We start from the raw sequence: 17,898 nt of genomic DNA, 5'->3' as shown, positions 1-17,898 counted from the left end.
GAAACGCAGAATTTCAAGCTCGTCGATTGGGCCGAAATCAAACGCGCACTCGGCTTATAAAGGCAAGTTGCCCTAGACAGTTTCTGTTGCTTCGCGCATGGAGATTATATGTCTATATGGTTTCACGAAAAGCTTGATCTTGCGGCGCTCAGCGCAAGCGGCGCAAATTGCATGCCCGGTTTTGTCGGCATCGAATTTATTGGCTATGGTGACAATTGGATCAAGGCGCGCATGCCCGTCAATGAGCGCACGAAGCAGCCTTATGGGCGGTTGCATGGCGGCGCATCGGTGGTCTTGGCCGAAACGGTGGGCTCCACGGCCGCCGCAATGACGGTCGACCCAAGCAAATTTGCGACCGTTGGGATGGAAATCAACGCCAACCATATTCGTCCCGTAAAAGACGGGTTTGTGTTTGCCACAGCGACATCGGAATCGATTGGACGGACAACGCAAATCTGGTCAATTCGCATCGTGGATGAGGCGGGCAAACTCGTCTGCATTTCGCGTATTACGATGGCAGTCATTTCCACCGATCGCGCATAAAATATTGCGCGATGGGCGGTTGACGTCCACGGGTGATCGGGAAAATGACACCCTAAGACAGAAATTGGAATTTGGGCGAATGTCGCTACGTTATGTGAGAGAATTTAGGGGTTTTGCGGGCATCAGGCTTGAGGCCGACGATATTGGTTCTGCCGATGACCCGTCTATTGTCCTCCTGCATGGCTTTGGCCAAACGCGCAAAGTGTGGGAGGATGTGGCCATTGCCTTTGAGCAGGCCGGACGCTATGTCATTAACGTCGATTTGCGCGGCCATGGCGGCAGCGAATGGCCCTCTGATGGCCGGTATGACTTCAATGCCTATGTCGAAGATTTGCGCGCCGTTCTCGGTCAGATGCGCACGCGTCCTGTGGTCGTCGCAGCTTCGCACAGCGCGTGGATCGCGACCATGGCGCTGGCGGAGGAGGCTGCGACCCTGGCATCGGGGCTGATTTTGGTGGATCCGCCTGCGGACTATGCCCCAGGCGCGGTGCGGGCGTCGGCAGATCGTATGTCAGCAGTGCTGGGGCAGGGTTTGAACCAAGCGGATTATGACAATGCCATATTTTCCGCGTTTGATGCCAATGACATTGGCGCGGCTTTAATGGAAGCCGCATCGCATATCGCATTGCCCTCGCTGATCATTCGTGGCGCCTTGGGACGTATTGACCTCGAAACAGCACAGCCCAGTTTTGTGGAAACTTTACCAAATGCCGAAGCCATTGATGTTGATGGTGGTGGCTTGTTGATTGTGGCCGAACGCGCAGAAGCCTTCAAAGGCCTACTCGTTGACTTTCTGGAACGCAAACAGCCGCGCTTCATTCCGGAATATCGTTCAGGATCAGACGCGCGAACGTTGCGCGATGCAATGGGCTGTTTTGCCACAGGTGTGACCATCATTACCGCGCATGCGCTTGACGGACTTCCTGTGGGCTTGACGGCCAATAGCTTCACGAGCGTCTCGCTTGATCCGCCTTTGTTGCTGGTCTGCATCGCCAACAATTCGGGCAGCGCCGAAACGCTGCGCGCAGTCGACGCATTTGCCGTCAATGTCCTGCAAATCGGGCAGCAGCCCGTATCCAACCTGTTTGCTGGCAAAAGTGAGGATCGCTTCTCAGGGACGCGATGGGAAGTGGGCGAATATGGCGCACCCATATTGCCAAGCTCGCTGGGCATCTTCGAATGCAAACGGCACGCGCTCTATGAGGCTGGCGATCATTTTATCTTGGTTGGCCGTGTGGAAAAGGCGAGTTTTGAACCCCGCCGCGATCCGTTATTGTACTTCCGTGGCAAATATAGGCGCCTGCATTTTACCTGAGCCAATGCCGCATTGACTTGAACGATGCGATTGTCTTATTTAGTTTTAATTGTAACCCGTTTGGCAGGGGCGGGGTTCTAGGGCGCCAAACGAAAGCCGCCGGTACACTTAGGGCATCGAACTTCCAAGTGACACTCGAACATCGGCGCTTGCAACACTGCGTCCTCTCCGCCTAACGTCATGTCCAATAATGAGACTAATGCTTCAACGGTTTACGCAGCCATCACGGTTAAATTTTCCATGATGGACGTCAATTCTAAATTCATTTCTGCGGTAGGAAAAAATGGCTGACAAGAAATTCGACATCATTGTCTATGGGGCTACAAGTTTCGTTGGCCAGATCATCACGCGCTATATGCATACGCAATTCGCGGATGGATCCATTGTTTGGGCGATCGCCGGGCGTTCGCGCACGAAGCTTCAACAGGTCAGCGATACGATAGGATTATCGGGGATAGAAATGATCGTTGCGGACTCTGTGGATGAAGGCTCATTGCGGCAAATGTGCGCACAGACCAAGGTTGTCATGTCAACCGTCGGTCCATACGCGCTTTATGGCGAATTGCTGGTGCGGGTCTGCGCCACCACGGGCACCGACTACTGCGATCTGACTGGGGAGCCCCAGTGGATCCGCAAAATGCAATTACGGCACGAGGCCGATGCGGTAAAAAGCGGCGCAAGAATTTTGCATTGTTGTGGCTTTGACTCTATCCCGTCCGATCTGGGCGTCCATTTTCTGCAACGCAATGCGTTGGAACAATTCGGCCAAACATGTGACCGCATCACTATGCGGGTCGCAAATATGAAGGGTGGGGCGTCAGGCGGCACGATCGCGAGCATGATTAACATGGTCAAAGAAGCAGTAAGCGATGCCGATTTGCGCCTTGAGCTTAAAGACCCTTATAGTCTGTGCCCACCCGACCATAGCTTTTTTGTTCAGCAGCCCGATGTGAAGATTGCCTATGACAATGTCTATGGTGGCTGGATTGCCCCCTTCGTCATGGCGGGTATCAACACACGCATAGTGCATCGGTCGAACGCTCTGAGTCACAATAGCTATGGTGCCGAATTCACCTATGAGGAAGCTGTGGCAACGGGTCAGGGCGCGAAGGGTAAGCGGATGGCTCGAGCGACGAGTTGGGGCGTGAATGCGCTTATGATTGGTCTGGCAGTGCCGCCAATCCGTTGGTTGCTCGAGAGTTTTGTTCTTCCAAAGCCTGGCGAAGGACCTACCGAAAAGGCACAGTTAGAAGGCGGGTTTGACATCGTTTTCCTTGGGTCAACTGCACAGGGCGAAAACATCCGGTGCCGCGTTACGGGGGACCGCGACCCGGGCTATGGATCAACCGCCAAGATGCTGTCGCAGGCTTCGGCATGCCTTGCCAAAGATGTTCCTGACACGGTCGCAGGGGGCTTTTGGACACCAGCGACGATTTTGGGCGACAGGCTAATCGATCGGCTCAAAGCGCATGCCGGACTTACGTTTGAGAAACTGTCATAGTCCGGGATCATTCCAAGCTGCCTGCGCGCAAGTCGTAAAGTTAAAGCGCGACCTACCTTCATGTCTCGCCAAACTTCTGGTTTGTACGGCTGGGCATGGGTAAGTGAGAAGCTACCGCGCCATCGATAAGGCCGAGACGCAGCTCAGAGCTTTATCCGGTTACTATTAATGAGGTTCTGCCCATCGTCTGCAAAAGCGGGTGTCGTAAACACTAGCGTAAGCAGAAGTATGAATTTATGCCAGCAAACTGGCTCTCACTGCTTGCTATCGGAATAAACAGCTCGGCTCGCCGCAGGCGCGTCAAGTAGGACCCAAAGTGACACGGACGATGCCCCCAGCAGGGCGGCAACGGCTATCGTCCGTGCCTTTCGAACCTCCATGCCGGGCCAGATCGGCAGTGTCGATAGAACAGCCAACGCCAGTGGCAGGGCGACGGCGAAGGGAAGCGTCGGCCCCACCCCTTGCATCAACTGATGACCCAGCGACAACATATAGCCACCAACCAGTGCCGTAACACCAATCTGCACAGCAGCGTGCCGCGCCAAGAGTGTAAAAGTTGTGAGCAGCAGGGGTAAAACCACAAAATAGGCAGCCGTCGGTGCCAGTTCTTGCGCGGCAAGACCGATAATGAACAGTGGCAGCGCGGCACCCACGACACCAACGCGGCTTGGCCGCCAGGTTGCAAACAGCACGAGAAACGACGCCAGCGATCCCAATGCGGCCATAACCTCTAGCCGGGGGATTGCGGCCAAACGGTCATAATAATTGGCGGGCGCAAGCCCAAGCGATAAGCGGTTGAGCGCGAACAGTATCGCTGCGCTCCCCAATATCAGCGCCAGCATACGCCCGGCGCCTGCCGTCAGACCGTCTGTTCCGTCTTGCCGTACGACCAAAACCATTCCGCCTGCCGCTATGGTCATCATGACCCAGCCAAGCCAGACGGGATAGATAACAGTGAAGATACCGAATAGGTCAAAGAACACGGCATCGGCCGCCCTTTGGGGAAGTTTATCTGCCTTAAGGAGCGCGTCGGTGAGGTCGAGGACCTGCCCACCCATGTCCTGCAATGACCCTTGATCAAGATTATCGGGCGTCGCTATTGGTGAGTGGTAGAGGCCAGATCGCCCGATAAAGGCGAAGTTATAGGCGGCGTAATCATGCTTGATGACAGGTGTCAGATCGGAGTCATTGGGCAGGACTGCATAAATGAAAGCTGCAAGTGAAGAGGTGCCAGGGCGACGGACCGCATCGGCATAGACATGCATTGCGGCACCGCTCTGGTGTGAGGTCTGAAACAAAGTGGTGCGTCCGCCACCACCGCGTGCTTCCATGTTAATCACTGCGCCGACGCTTTTGCGCAAAGGATGGTCGGCCCAAAACTGACGCGCGCCCTGAAGGCCAAGTTCTTCGCCATCGGTGACCAGCATGACCAGATCGCGTTCCTGCTGTCCGCGGGCGCGAATTGCGCGCACGATTTCTAAGCTTGCAGCAACGCCTGCTGTGTCGTCGGCGGCACCGGGCGAGCCCCAAACCGTGTCATGGTGCGACATCAGAACAACTGACGGCGCGCTGCGATTTTTTCCGGCGAGAATGCCGATTAAATTGACCAAACTGGCCGGTGGATCATTGCGTCCGCTCCAGTGATTGAGCCGTTTTGTCCCCTTGGCGTCGATGAGGCCTGTGCTGGTTGAAACCTCCATCCCGAGCGCTTCCATGCGGCGCATGATGTGCTCGCGCACGACTGCGTTTTCGGCCGAGCCGGTGGCGTGCGGATGTTTTGCTATGGTCCGCACATCCGCCATGGCCCGTATTGCGGAGAAGCTTTGCGCTGGGGCATTAGCGGGTATTGCTTTTGGCGGGGTCGTTGCAAAAAGCGTTAACAGCACAGCTATAACCAGCGCCACCAAAACCGAACCAAATTTCTTCATGCGCTTCCCCTCCACCGGGCCGTATTACGCAACACGCTGCCTGTATGACGCTACCATGAACCTAAGGAACGCAGTTTGCCAGACAAACTGGCAGCGCGCTTGCGGTTCAGAGTTAGCCAGCAGTGTCAAAACCGACATAACGGACAAAACTGGCATTGTCCTTGCGCCGCGACTTTACATCATTGGCGACGAATGCTTCGTCCGGATAGCCCATAGCGATGCAGATCATGATGCCCTGTCGATTAATCACGCAGCCGAAGCCGCGCTCCCAAGCCGCTAGAACAATGGCGTGGGTTATGGCGCTGACATATCTGCTGTTCCATTACGTGCTTACCCGTTCGATTGAACGTCTGGTTTCAGGGACCGCTAGCTGGCCATTGAACGGCGATCATTAGACGCGAAGCGGAACGGCAATGCGTTTCAAAATACGGGAGACCCTGCCAAGGGTCATCCGCTTGACGGATAGGCAGCCGTTAGGCTGCGGCTTCCCGCTGCTCCGGCACGCCATTTATGACCGATGCTTCAACGCCCAAGTCCCTGGCTATCTCACGTGCGGTCATCTTAGCCGACATCATTACCGAGGGCGTACCGCCACCCGGCTGCGTTCCTTGGCCTACCAGATATAGATTGTGCACATCTTCCGACTTATTATGTGGGCGGAAGAACGCGGTCTGGGTCAGGACGGGTTCAACGCCGAAACCGTTTCCAAGATATGAACCCAGCGTTTCTGAAAAATAATCTGGCGTGATGAAGCTCATATGCTTCAGACGCGCGGTAAGGTCAGGAATATAGCCCTGTTCCTCAAGGAAGCTGAGTACCCGGGCAGACAATTTTGGTCCTTCTATATCCCAGTCGATGCCGCTCGCATTATTGGGTACAGGGATAAGGGTATATGCAGCATGATGACCCGGAGGTGCTAGGGTCGGATCAGTCAGGGTCGGGATGTGGAGATATTGAGAGAAGTCCGGGCTCATTACCTTTTTCTCAAAAATCTCGTCGAGCAACGCTTCATAGCGTGGACCAAGGATGATGTTGTGATGACGTAAATCGGGGTCATTGTCGCGGCGTTCATAACCAAAATAGATCACCATCAACGACATCGACTGCTTACGGAATTTAACCAGCGCATCGCGGTTGATCCGCCGATGCGCCTTATCTACCAGCTTTAGGTAAGTGGTTGCGTAATCCGCGTTGGAAACCACAACATCCGCAGCAATTTCCTCCCCGTCTTCCAATTCCACACCCTTGGTGGTCCGATTTTCCACCAAAATACGCTTCACGGGTGCATTGACCCGCAACTGACCGCCCATATCCTCAAATTTCTTGACGAGCCCTGCGACGAGGGCGCCGGTGCCTCCCTTGGCATAGTGAATACCCCAGGTCTTTTCGACAAAATGGATCATGGCATAGATCGCAGGTACCTTCATCGGGTTACCGCCGACCAGCAGAGGCTCAAAGCTGAACACTTGACGCATTTTGTCTGACTTGAAATATTTACTAACCATGCCGAACAGCGACTGAACTGCGCCGAGCTTTAGCAAATCAGGCACGACGCGTAGCATCGACCCAAGGCTTCCAAAATAGGTATATCCCAGTTTCAAAAATCCGCGGTGAAAAATCGCGCGGGCTTGGTCGTGAAAGGCTTCATATCCCGCGAGATCTTCCGGCGCCAATCGCTTGATCTGTTCACGGGTGCTGACCGGATCACCATCATAATCGAAAAACGTACCATCGTCGAAATAGATGCGATAAAATGGCAATATTGGGACGATTTCGACATATTTGCTGGTATTCGGTCCGCCCGAGACGCCCTCCCGAATTCTACAGTTTTCATCCAAAGTGCCGGCAGGAAAATCCGGCTCGCCAAGCATCGCATGGTCTTGCTGCAGGCTGAACAATTCCTCGATGAAATGGGGCACAGTAAGCACAGTCGGGCCCATGTCGAACACAAATCCATCGACCTTGCGCACATATGCGCGACCGCCGGGTGCATCCAACGCCTCAACTATTTCCGTATCAAAGCCGAGGCTTTGTAATCGTATGGCGCATGATATGCCGCCGATACCCGCACCAATAACAACTGCTTTACGTCGCGACATTTTTTAGACCATCCTTAGTTGCAGCAGATTTAGTGTCTAAAGCTGTTTGGAACAACCCAGATGTTATCCTAGGTGCTAACATGCTAATGATGGAAGCCGCGCATAGTCTCGGGCAGCATGCGCCGCCGGGTTGCACGCTGAATGTCCTTCACGACACGCTCGGTAGAGGCCTTCAGTTGGCCAGAGTGTTTTGGTCTCATATTCGTTCCTTCGTCACTACGATGAAACCAAAAAACTCCTTAAATCACAACATAAAATCTGTGCCATTGGTGCTGACGGGGAACCATTGAAAGTAATGGTAGACGCTGAGGGGTTCGAACCCACGACCCGCTGATTAAGAGTCAGCTGCTCTACCAACTGAGCTAAGCGTCCCCATTTAGGGATGGCCAGATGCGCAGTCCCGTTTGGAGCGCCGCCTTTGATGCTATTCGCGGCCTTTGTCAAGCACGCCTGCGGGATTTATTGGAATTGACCATGCTTTGAGCCAGGATGGCGTTCGATGGACATGATGATGCCAACACATAACATCATCGTCAGCATCGACGATCCGCCATGACTGACGAAGGGCAGAGGTATTCCAGCGACTGGGGCGAGGCCAACCACCATCAGTAAATTGATCATGATGTAGAAGAATATCGTGCAGGTCAGGCCCGCAGCGACCAATTTTCCGTATCGCGTCTTGCTCTGCACCGCAACGTTTAAGCCCCAGCGCATAAGCATGAAATAGAGGAACAGAATGAAAAAGCCGCCAACGATGCCCCATTCTTCCGCCATTGTCGCAAAGACAAAGTCTGTATGACCTTCGGGAAGATAATCGAGATAGCTTTGTGTGCCATTGCCAAAGCCCTTGCCAAAGATGCCACCTGATCCAATCGCGATTTTTGACTGGGTGATATGATAGCCGGCGCCAAGAGGGTCATTTTCAGGGTTGAGGAAAATCAGAACCCGATCTTGCTGATATGCCTTCATACCAAAAAAATAGACCAATGGCGCAACAACCGCGAGGGCCGCGCCAGCGCCGATGAAGTAGATCAGCGGTAGGCCCGCCATGAAGCCCACAACGCCAAGCCCAAAGGCGTAAGCGATAGCGGCGTCAAAATCCGGCTGGATGATAACCATCGCGCTTGGCAGGATCAGGATTAAAACAAGCGGCCATGTCGCTTCGATGCCGTATATCCGGTTTGGTGGAAGTCGGTCGAAAAACCATGCAGCGGCCAGCACCATTGCTGGCTTCATTAATTCGGAAGGCTGCAGCGTTATAAAGCCCAGGTTGATCCAACGCTGACTTCCGCCGCCGACAAAACCCATGAGTTCGACGACCACGAGCAAGAGCAAAAGCAGCAGGTACAATGGGAAAGTTATTGATTTCCAAAATCCCTGCGGCATCCGTGACATCGCGATCGCCAGTACGAGGAGTGCGATAAAGCGCAGGACATGTTTGCCTGCCCATGGTTCCAGATGACCACCAGCTGCCGAGTATAAGACGGTTGCGCCAAAACCCACCAGCGCCATCAGAATAAAGATTACGCGCCAGGGCAAGGCGGCGATAGGCGCAGGGACTATGCCGTTCATATTGTCGGATCCAGCGGCGGCGGCGCGGCGGGCTGCCCCTGAAACGTCGCGTATTTGGCCGCCATACGTTGTGCGATATTACCGCCCCAGCCTGCCTCTAGCGCTTCCAGCGAAGCCATGGCCTGCGCACGGTCATACAAGAAGGTCAGAACATCTTTTGCAATGGGTGCTGCTGCACGCGCGCCACCCATGCCGTGTTCGATCACAACTGATGCGGCGTACCGCGGTGCGGCAACGGGAGCAAAACATACGAAAAGCCCGTGATCACGATATTTCCATGCCCCGGATTGTCCGCGTTGCGCCCCTGCGATGCGGCGCACTTGCGCGGTGCCGGTTTTGCCCGCCATTGTTATGTTTTCAAGCTGCAGTTTGCTGCGCACGGCTGTGCCGGCGCCATTGACAACCAAGTTCATGCCGTCTCGTACAACATCAAGATGTTCGGTTGGAAAGGAGAGGGGCTTGGGCGCCACCCGTTTTTTCAACAATATTTCGGGCTGCACATGCAAGCCAGAGGAAATGCGTGCAGCCATTACAGCCAATTGAAATGGGCTTGCGATGATATAGCCTTGTCCAATGACTGCGTTGAGCGTGTCTGATTCCGTCCATTTCTGGTCATATTTGCGCATTTTCCAAGCGCTGTCGGGCACGGTGCCATAGCGTTGCGAAGGGAAAGGCAGCGAAAATTCCTGACCAAGGCCTAACTCCCGCCCGACAGGGGCGATATTGTCATAACCGATCCGACGCCCCATCGCATAAAAATAGGTATTGCAGCTTTTCATGATAGCCGTGCGCATGTTCACTGCGCCATGGCGCCCGAGGCATTTGAACACGCGATTGCCAAGTCGATATCCGCCGTTGCAGACAACCGTTTCATCAGGGTCGATACCTTGGCGCAACATCGCGAGGCCAGCGACTGGTTTTAATGTAGAGCCAGGCGGATATAGTCCCTGAAGCGCCTTGTTCAGCATGGGGATATGATCGTCGCCATTTAGCATTTTCCATTCGACCCGGCCAATGCCATCGGAAAAGCTATTGGGATCGTAACATGGCATCGATGCCATGGTTAGAATGTCTCCTGTGAGACAATCGAACACGACAACTGATCCTGATTCCAGACCAAGCCGGCGGGCAGCATAATTATGCAGATCAATGTCGATCGTTAGTTGGACCGGCTTTCCAGGAATGTCGGGTCGTGTGGCGAGGTCACGGATAATTTTGCCACGCGCGGTAACCTCCGTACGCTTTGCCCCCGGTTCGCCCTGCAAACGGTCTTCTAACGTCTTTTCAAGGCCGTCCTTGCCGACCTTAAACCCTGGCGTAATCAGCAACGGCTTTTTGCTCCTCTGATATTCCTCGGCCGATACGGTGCCAACATACCCGATCAGATGACCGACGGCTGCGCCGCTTGGGTAAAAGCGCGAATAACCCTGACGCGGGGTAACACCGGGAAGGTCAGGCAAGCGGACGCTGACGGCGGCAAATCGTTCATAATCCAGGCCGGCGGCAACTTGCACAGGTTGAAACCCTTGCGCGTTCTTGAGCTCGCGGTGAATACGGTCAACATCATCGGTGGAAAGCGTCAGCAATTCCGCCAGCGTGCGGACTGTTTCATCTTTTCGCACCAGCCGATCGGGAATGATGTCGACCCGAAAGTCGGCGCGGTTGGTAGCAATTGGTTTACCATATCGGTCCACGAACCAGCCCCTGCGCGGGGGAATGATAGTCAGATTAACGCGGTTGCTTTCGGCCAATAGCTCGTATTTTTCATTATCGGCGACTGCGATATAAGACATACGCGCAGCCACAGTCAGGCCAATAGCTGCCTGCACGCCGCCGACAAAAACGGCACGTCGTGAGAAGGTGAAATCAAGCTGCCCTGATGTGGCTTGCTTTTCGATTTTCATGTTGCCAATCGCCAACTGTCGAGGCGCGCACATATGCGCACGACGAGTGGATATAGCAATATCGACAATACAATCTGGGGCATTAACAAACTCGGTTCAGGTGCTGTGTGGGCAAGGCCAGCGATCCATAACCCGCCAAGTAAAACGGCCGTTATGAGCAAGGCTGCAATGAGCCAGTCCTGAAAATAATCACGCCAGATGGCGCGTGAATCGATAATCTCGAGAGCCAGCATCGCAAGGGACCAAAGCAGGCCAGCGCTGCCGAAGGGCTGACCACTGAAAAGATCGTCCATCAAACCAAAGGGAAGGCCAGACCACACGGGAAGCAAGCCAGGACGCATCAAGCGCCAACCGAGCATCATCAAAAGGCCGAAGGGCGGCAACAACGGTTCCGCTGTAAATATGGGCAAGGTCGTGACCATCGACGCCAGAATGACCGAGGCAATCGGGATCGCCAACATTTTCAGTAACGATTGTTCGCGGTCAAAACGGCTTTCATATTCGCGTCCCGGCCGTGTCGGTAGGTGGATAGCGGTTACCGGAATTTTCACTCTTTAATCTCTTTGGTCTCGCCGTCAGGGGCGGCAGCTTGTTGAGCCGCTCGGGCTTCGCCCTGATATTGTTGCATGACGATTGCATAAGGCGTGTTGCCGGGGTCAGCAAAAGGGATGGCCAACGCACCATCGCTGGTTTTGCGAATGACGCGGGCAAAGGGAATGTTCGGGCGGTACAAGCCGCCATTGCCGGAGGTTACAATTATGTCACCTACCCTAAACGGACTTTCGCCCAAGTTTAGTGGCTTGATGAGAACTGTTCCGTTGCCAAGCCCTGCTGAAAATGCAGGTAGGCCATCACTCACGCGCATCACGGGCACCAGATTTTCGGCGTCCGTTACCAACAGAATTCGGGCAGTTGTTGGGCCGACTTCAATAACACGGCCTATGAGCCCCGCGGGGCCTCGCACTGGTTGTGCACGTTCCACGCCATAATTGCGACCGACCGACAAGGTCGCGACCCGCCGGGTGCTGGATGCGGTAGAGCTAATGAGCCGGCCAACGGCGATTTGCTGCTCGCCTTCGTCGGTTAGTTTTAGCAACCCCCGCAGCCGCGCATTTTCAGCGCGAAGCGCGCGCGCTTCGATCAATTTGCTCCGGTTGGCCCGTGCTTCTTTTTCGAGTGTCACATTTTTAGAGGCAGCGTCCATATAGGCGGACGCATCATGCGTGATGGCCTGTGTGGACACTCGAAGCGCGCTGAAAATACGCGCGATCGGGGCGGTGATTTCTGCACCAAAGGTCCTAAGAGCAGCAAAGCCAGTTGGATCAACGACCGATATCGACAGAAGCAGCGCAGCCACTATTGTCCCTGCAGTCGCAGCCACATAGGTTACGAACAGGCTATATTGCGCCTTCCGGGAAAATCCGGGGCGCCGATGCGGTGGCGGCGCCATCCCAACCTCGCCTTAGGCGGTGAGCAGGACGCCGCGGAAGATCGGGTCTTCCATGGCCCGGCCAGTGCCGATAGCAACGCACGTCAACGGGTCTTCGGCAACCGTAACGGGCAGGCCGGTTTCATCACGCAGAAATTCGTCAAGACCGGCCATCAAAGCGCCGCCACCTGTCAGAACAATTCCTTGATCTACGATGTCAGCCGCCAGTTCTGGCGCAGTGTTTTCAAGCGCAACGCGCACACCTTCGAGGATGGTGCCGATCGGTTCCGATAAGGCTTCGGCAATCTGCCCCTGATTAATCGAAATTTCCTTCGGCACGCCGTTTACAAGATCGCGGCCCTTGATGTGCAACGTTTCTCCAATGCCATCGGCTGGCGGACGGGCGGTTCCAAAATCCTTCTTGATCCGCTCGGCGGTTGCTTCCCCGATAAGCAGGTTATGGTGTCGTCGAACATAGGAAACAATCGCTTCGTCCATCTTATCACCACCGGTCCGAACGGAGGTTGTGTAAGCAAGGCCGCGCAAGGACAGGATAGCAACTTCAGTCGTGCCACCGCCAATATCAACAACCATGGAACCAATGGGTTCAGTTACCGGCATATTTGCGCCAATGGCAGCCGCCATGGGTTCCTCGATAAGGAACACCTGAGATGCACCCGCATTTGAGGCCGCGTCGCGAATCGCGCGGCGTTCAACTGAGGTTGAACCCGATGGAACGCAAATGACGATTTCAGGATAGCTAAACATGTGGCGCTTGCCGTGTACCTTGTGGATGAAGTGCTTGATCATCTGCTCGGCAACATCAATGTCGGCAATCACGCCATCCCGCAGCGGGCGAATGGCTTCGATGCTGTCCGGGGTTTTACCCATCATCAGCTTCGCGTCGTCGCCAACTGCCTTCACGCGTTTGATACCATTCAGCGTTTCAATCGCCACAACCGAGGGTTCGTTCAGGACAATGCCTTGGCCACGGACATAAACCACCGTGTTGGCGGTGCCGAGATCAATTGCCATATCCTGCGATGCGAAACGGAAAAACTTGCCAAATACCATGTAATATCCACCCAGTCCGGTTTGGTGAGAGTCCTTTGGAGCACGCCCAAATAATCGCGCGATCCTAGCGGAATTTGCTGTTTTACAAAACAGATATTTGGCTGGATTGCGTACCATTAAGGAGTCGCTTGAGGAGTGCGCTTGGGCTAGGAACCTACAGATGTCAATAAGAAGGCTCCCCGAAAATCTCGTCAACCGGATTGCCGCCGGTGAAGTGGTCGAAAGACCAGCCAGCGCGTTGAAGGAACTGGTTGAAAACGCCATCGATTCGGACGCGCGAAATATCATAGTGCGCTTAACCGCCGGTGGCATTGATCTGGTTGAAGTCACTGACGATGGCTGTGGCATGTCGCCCTCGGACATGGCGCTGGCGCTTGAACGGCATGCGACATCGAAATTGCCCGATGAAAATATTGAAATGGTCTCGACGCTTGGGTTTCGGGGTGAGGCTTTGCCCTCCATTGCCAGCGTGTCAAAAATGACCCTGGAAAGCAGGCCGGCAGGCGCCGAAGGCTGGACTCGAACGGTGGATCATGGCGTGGTGACGGGGGAGGGACCGGCCGCTTTACCGCATGGCACGCGGGTGCGGGTTGAAAACCTGTTCGGCAATGTGCCCGCACGGCGCAAATTCCTGCGCAGCGCGCGCGCCGAATATGCTGCTGCTCTGGACACTATGAAGCGGCTTGCGATGGCGCGGCCGGACATCGGCTTTGTGGTTGAGCATGACGGGCGGCGTGTGTTGGCGGTGCAGCCTACCTCGGCGCGGCCTGAACGTGTGGCGGCTTTGACCAGCAGCGAACTTATCGACAATAGCGTTGCGCTCGATTTTGAACGCGAAGGCGTCCGCCTTGGCGGCGTGGCCAGCCTGCCGACCTATAATCGCGGCGTTGCCGACCATCAGTTTCTGTTCGTCAATGGCCGTCCGGTGAAGGACAGGCTTCTCATCGGCGCGGTGCGCGGGGCTTATGCCGAAATGCTGGCGCGTGACCGGCATGCCGTGGTTGCCCTGTTTTTGGACCTGCCACCAACTTTGGTCGATGTAAACGTCCACCCAGCTAAGACAGAGGTGCGCTTTCGTGACCCTGCGCTCATCCGCGGGATGATCGTGTCCGGCCTGCGCCATGCGTTGGATCAATCCGGCTTTCGCAGCGTGCAAAGGCCCTCCGCCGACGCGCTCTCCGCGTGGCAGCAGGAACCGATTCAGACCGCGCAAGGCGACATATTTGCGCGCCCTGTGACTGTGGGGGCAACCGCCTATCAGGAGCAATATGGCCAACGGCACAGCTATCCGTCGGTCTATGAAAACCGCAGCAGCTTTGCCGATTTAGGCGCGATTCCAGCCGAAGACCTCGCGCCTTTATGGGGCAGGGCCGCAGAAGCGCATGAACCCGTCCCCGACCGTGGGCGCAATCCCCTTGGCGTTGCGCGCGGACAAGTCGCTAACACCTATATCGTCGCCGAAACCGAAGACGGCCTTGTAATCGTTGACCAACACGCCGCGCATGAACGACTTGTGCTTGAACGTATGCGCAAGGCGATGGCGGCAGCGGGCGGCGCCGTGCCATCGCAGGCGCTGCTGTTGCCGGTGGTGGTGGAGTTGGAAGAACCCGCCTGTGACCGGCTGGAGGCGCAGGCGGAGGAGCTGTCTGCCTTCGGGTTGGATGTCGAACGCTTCGGACCCGGCGCGATGCTCGTACGCGCAACGCCAGCCGTGCTGGGCGATGGCGATGCCAAGGGGTTGCTGGAGGACCTGGCCGACGATCTTGCCGCTTATGACGACGCGCTGTCGCTCAAGGAGCGCATCGACCATGTCGCCGCGACCATGGCCTGCCACGGCTCCGTCCGCGCTGGCCGTGTGCTGTCGGTTACTGAAATGAACGCCCTCCTCCGCGAAATGGAAGTCACCCCGCATAGCGGCCAGTGCAACCACGGTCGGCCAACTTGGGTGAAGTTGGCACTTGGGGATGTGGAGAAGCTGTTCGGGCGGAAGTGAGGCGCTGGGGTTGAAGTAAGACCCTGAAACAACTTGTGCTCTGCCAGCTTCTGGCCCAAGCTTCTTTATTTTAGCGGTCGCTACGCAAAGCCATGCACCTCAAACATTAAACCTAAACAGCATGATATCGCCGTCTTTGACGAGATATTCCTTGCCTTCCGAACGCCATTTGCCGGCTTCTTTCGCGCCGGCTTCGCCATTATATTGGACATAATCTTCATAGGCCATGGTTTCGGCGCGGATGAAGCCTTTTTCGAAATCGCTGTGGATCGCGCCTGCCGCATTTGGCCCGGTTGCGCCTTTATGGACAGTCCATGCGCGGGCTTCTTTGGGACCAACGGTGAAGAAGGTGATGAGGTGGAGCAATTCATAGCCTGCGCGAATGACGCGGGCAAGGCCGGTTTCGGTTAGGCCAAGGTCGTCTAGGAATACTTCGCGATCCTCAGGCGGCATTGTCGAAATTTCCGCTTCGATCGCGGCCGACACGACGACGGCTTCGGCGCCTTCGGCCCTCGCCTTTTCAAAGACGCGGGCGGACAGCGCATTGCCATTGGCCGCGCTCGCCTCTTCGACGTTGCAGACATAGAGCACGGGTTTCGCGGTCAAAAGCTGCGCCATTTGGAAATGCCGCTCTTCTTCGGCATCGTCGCGCTTGGTCAGGCGCGCGGGCTTGCCGTCGCGCAGCAGGTCAAGCGCACGGCCAAGTACAAGCGCGCTGATTTTGGCTTCCTTGTCGCCCTGTGTGCCTTTTTTGACGAGGTTCGGGACGCGTTTTTCAAGGCTTTCTAGGTCGGACAGCATCAATTCGGTCTCGACGGTCTCCGCGTCCGAAATCGGATCAATTTTGTTGTCGACATGCTGAATGTCGTCATCTTCGAAACAGCGCAAGACGTGAACAATCGCGTCCACCTCCCGGATATTGCCCAAAAATTGGTTGCCAAGGCCTTCGCCCTTTGACGCGCCGCGGACGAGGCCAGCGATATCCACAAAGCCAAGCTGCGTTTCTATGATCTTCTGACTACCGCCGATTTTAGCGATTGTTTCCAGCCGGGGATCGGGCACGGCGACATTGCCGATATTGGGCTCAATCGTGCAGAACGGATAGTTTGCCGCCTGCGCCGCTGCTGTCTGCGTCAACGCATTGAACAGGGTGGACTTGCCCACATTGGGAAGGCCCACAATACCGCATTTGAAACCCATAAAATCCTCGTCAATAATGATATGCAGCGGCCCTAGGCGACGTTCGGCACCAAGTCCACCAATGCGATGACACAAGCATCGTTAAACGGGCTTAATCCTGATGCAACCGCATGGCGACGTCATTCATGAAGCGGACGTCATCGCCCTTAGCCAGCCAATCGGCTTCGGCTGATACTGCGCCCAGCAAGTCGGCCAGATCGTCAATCTCGCTCTTGTGAAAATTGCCGAGCACATAGCCGGTTACGCGGTCTTTGTTGCCCGGATGGCCAATGCCCAGCCGCACGCGGCGGAAATCTGCACCGATATGGTCGGTGATAGAGCGGATGCCATTATGGCCAGCCGCGCCGCCGCCGATTTTAACTTTTACCTTAAACGGGGCAAGATCGAGCTCGTCGTAAAAGACGGTGACATCCTTGGGCTCAAGCTTGTAGAAATCCATCGCTGCGCGGACGCTGCGGCCGCTTTCGTTCATGAACGTCGCGGGCTTGAGAAGGATGATTTTGTCGGAACCAATGCGCAGTTCCTGAACCCAGCCCAAGAATTTCTTGGCAGGTATTGGAAGATCGTAAATTTCGGCAAGCGCATCAAGCGCCATGAAACCGATATTGTGCCGGTGCATCGCATAGGTGGCGCCTGGATTACCGAGACCTACCCATAATTGCATCGCGCGTATCCCTTGGGGGAATATCCGGGGCGGACCGAAACCCAGCCCCGGAGATAGATTTAAGCTTCGCCTTCGGCGGTCGTGTCACCCTCGGTCGACTTGAGCGCCGATGGTGCAACGATGGTCGCAATGGTGAAATCGCGGTCGGTGATCTTGCTTTCCGAACCCTTAGGCAGCTTTACGTGGCTGATGTGGATCGAATCGCCAATGTCAAAGCCTGCAACATCGATTTGGATGTCGTCAGGGATTTTGTCATTTTCGCAGATGAGTTCAAGTTCGTGACGCACGATGTTCAAAACACCACCGCGCTTCAACCCAGGTGAAGCGTCTTCGTTGATGAATGCGACAGGCACTTCGATATCCACCTTCGCGCCCTTGACGATGCGCAGGAAATCAACATGTGTTGGACGATCGCTGACAGGATTAAATGCAACATCCTTTGGGATTGTGATCTGTTTTTTGCCACCAAGTTCGATCTCGACAACGCTGTTCGAAAAATGGCCAGTCATCAACAATTTGATGAGCGCCTTTTCTTCGACATGGATGAGTTCGGGTTCTTGTTTGTTGCCGTAAATTACGGCGGGCACTCGGTTTTGACGACGCAATTCGCGGGAGGCTCCCTTGCCTGCCCGATCGCGCGTCTCTGCCGACAAAGTCAGCTGATCGCTCATGTTGT

The 17,898-nt window shown here is 55.3% G+C and carries 15 protein-coding genes and 1 tRNA gene; 4 read left to right on the top strand and 12 right to left on the bottom strand.

The features are described 5' to 3' along the window. The first annotated feature begins 108 nt into the window (after nt 1-108). The 3 genes from QE270_RS03525 (at nt 109) to QE270_RS03515 (ending at nt 3,359) form a co-directional block, all read left to right on the top strand. Nucleotides 109-543 (top strand): hotdog fold thioesterase, encoded by a 435-nt coding sequence (locus QE270_RS03525; RefSeq protein WP_300035246.1) that lies wholly within the window; start codon nt 109-111, stop codon nt 541-543. A gap of 94 nt (nt 544-637) precedes the next feature. Next, entirely contained in the window at nt 638-1,858 is a 1,221-nt protein-coding gene (locus QE270_RS03520) for an alpha/beta fold hydrolase (RefSeq protein WP_300035243.1), read from the top strand. A gap of 283 nt (nt 1,859-2,141) precedes the next feature. Beyond that, the gene (locus QE270_RS03515) at nt 2,142-3,359 is read left to right on the top strand and encodes a saccharopine dehydrogenase NADP-binding domain-containing protein (protein ID WP_300035240.1); all 1,218 of its coding nucleotides are present in this window, start codon (nt 2,142-2,144) and stop codon (nt 3,357-3,359) included. 254 nt (nt 3,360-3,613) lie between these two features. On the opposite strand, the gene QE270_RS03510 is transcribed toward QE270_RS03515, so the two are convergent. The 9 genes from QE270_RS03510 to QE270_RS03470 all read right to left on the bottom strand — a co-directional run bounded on the left by QE270_RS03510 (nt 3,614) and on the right by QE270_RS03470 (nt 13,365). After that, nucleotides 3,614-5,287 carry a M20/M25/M40 family metallo-hydrolase gene (locus QE270_RS03510; protein WP_300035236.1) on the bottom strand — a complete coding sequence of 558 codons (1,674 nt, stop codon included), beginning with the start codon at nt 5,285-5,287 and terminating at the stop codon, nt 3,614-3,616. A 112-nt stretch (nt 5,288-5,399) separates the two neighbouring features. Next, on the bottom strand, nt 5,400-5,537 hold the full coding sequence (locus QE270_RS03505) for a hypothetical protein (protein WP_300035233.1): 138 nt from the start codon (nt 5,535-5,537) through the stop codon (nt 5,400-5,402). Between the two features lie 223 nt (nt 5,538-5,760). After that, nucleotides 5,761-7,386 (bottom strand): phytoene desaturase family protein, encoded by a 1,626-nt coding sequence (gene crtI / locus QE270_RS03500; RefSeq protein ID WP_300035230.1) that lies wholly within the window; start codon nt 7,384-7,386, stop codon nt 5,761-5,763. Between the two features lie 296 nt (nt 7,387-7,682). After that, nucleotides 7,683-7,758, bottom strand: a tRNA-Lys gene (locus tag QE270_RS03495). An 87-nt stretch (nt 7,759-7,845) separates the two neighbouring features. Then, nucleotides 7,846-8,958 (bottom strand): rod shape-determining protein RodA, encoded by a 1,113-nt coding sequence (gene rodA, locus QE270_RS03490; RefSeq protein ID WP_300035227.1) that lies wholly within the window; start codon nt 8,956-8,958, stop codon nt 7,846-7,848. Next, nucleotides 8,955-10,862 (bottom strand): penicillin-binding protein 2, encoded by a 1,908-nt coding sequence (gene mrdA / locus QE270_RS03485; protein WP_300035224.1) that lies wholly within the window; start codon nt 10,860-10,862, stop codon nt 8,955-8,957. Before mrdA ends, rodA begins: the two co-directional genes overlap by 4 nt. Then, on the bottom strand, nt 10,859-11,413 hold the full coding sequence (gene mreD / locus QE270_RS03480; RefSeq protein WP_300035221.1) for a rod shape-determining protein MreD: 555 nt from the start codon (nt 11,411-11,413) through the stop codon (nt 10,859-10,861). The genes mrdA and mreD overlap by 4 nt, the downstream gene beginning before the upstream one ends. Beyond that, nucleotides 11,410-12,312: a rod shape-determining protein MreC gene (gene mreC / locus QE270_RS03475; protein ID WP_300035218.1), complete on the bottom strand. Its 903-nt coding sequence runs from the start codon at nt 12,310-12,312 to the stop codon at nt 11,410-11,412. Before mreC ends, mreD begins: the two co-directional genes overlap by 4 nt. A gap of 12 nt (nt 12,313-12,324) precedes the next feature. Then, a complete protein-coding gene (locus QE270_RS03470) occupies nt 12,325-13,365 on the bottom strand; it encodes a rod shape-determining protein (RefSeq protein WP_300035215.1) in 1,041 nt (346 codons plus the stop codon). A gap of 160 nt (nt 13,366-13,525) precedes the next feature. Between QE270_RS03470 and mutL the strand changes: the two genes are divergently transcribed. After that, a complete protein-coding gene (gene mutL, locus QE270_RS03465) occupies nt 13,526-15,358 on the top strand; it encodes a DNA mismatch repair endonuclease MutL (RefSeq protein ID WP_300035212.1) in 1,833 nt (610 codons plus the stop codon). 99 nt (nt 15,359-15,457) lie between these two features. Here the strand turns inward: mutL and ychF are convergent, their stop codons facing one another. The 3 genes from ychF to QE270_RS03450 all read right to left on the bottom strand — a co-directional run bounded on the left by ychF (nt 15,458) and on the right by QE270_RS03450 (nt 17,893). Beyond that, the gene (gene ychF / locus QE270_RS03460) at nt 15,458-16,558 is read right to left on the bottom strand and encodes a redox-regulated ATPase YchF (RefSeq protein WP_300035252.1); all 1,101 of its coding nucleotides are present in this window, start codon (nt 16,556-16,558) and stop codon (nt 15,458-15,460) included. A 91-nt stretch (nt 16,559-16,649) separates the two neighbouring features. After that, nucleotides 16,650-17,222: an aminoacyl-tRNA hydrolase gene (gene pth / locus QE270_RS03455; RefSeq protein WP_300035209.1), complete on the bottom strand. Its 573-nt coding sequence runs from the start codon at nt 17,220-17,222 to the stop codon at nt 16,650-16,652. A gap of 59 nt (nt 17,223-17,281) precedes the next feature. Next, nucleotides 17,282-17,893 (bottom strand): 50S ribosomal protein L25/general stress protein Ctc, encoded by a 612-nt coding sequence (locus QE270_RS03450; protein WP_300035206.1) that lies wholly within the window; start codon nt 17,891-17,893, stop codon nt 17,282-17,284. Nucleotides 17,894-17,898: the final 5 nt, after the last annotated feature.

The organism is Sphingorhabdus sp., assembly GCF_029865925.1.
GTDB lineage: Bacteria > Pseudomonadota > Alphaproteobacteria > Sphingomonadales > Sphingomonadaceae > Sphingorhabdus_B.
This window is presented reverse-complemented; position numbering and strand designations above follow the sequence as displayed.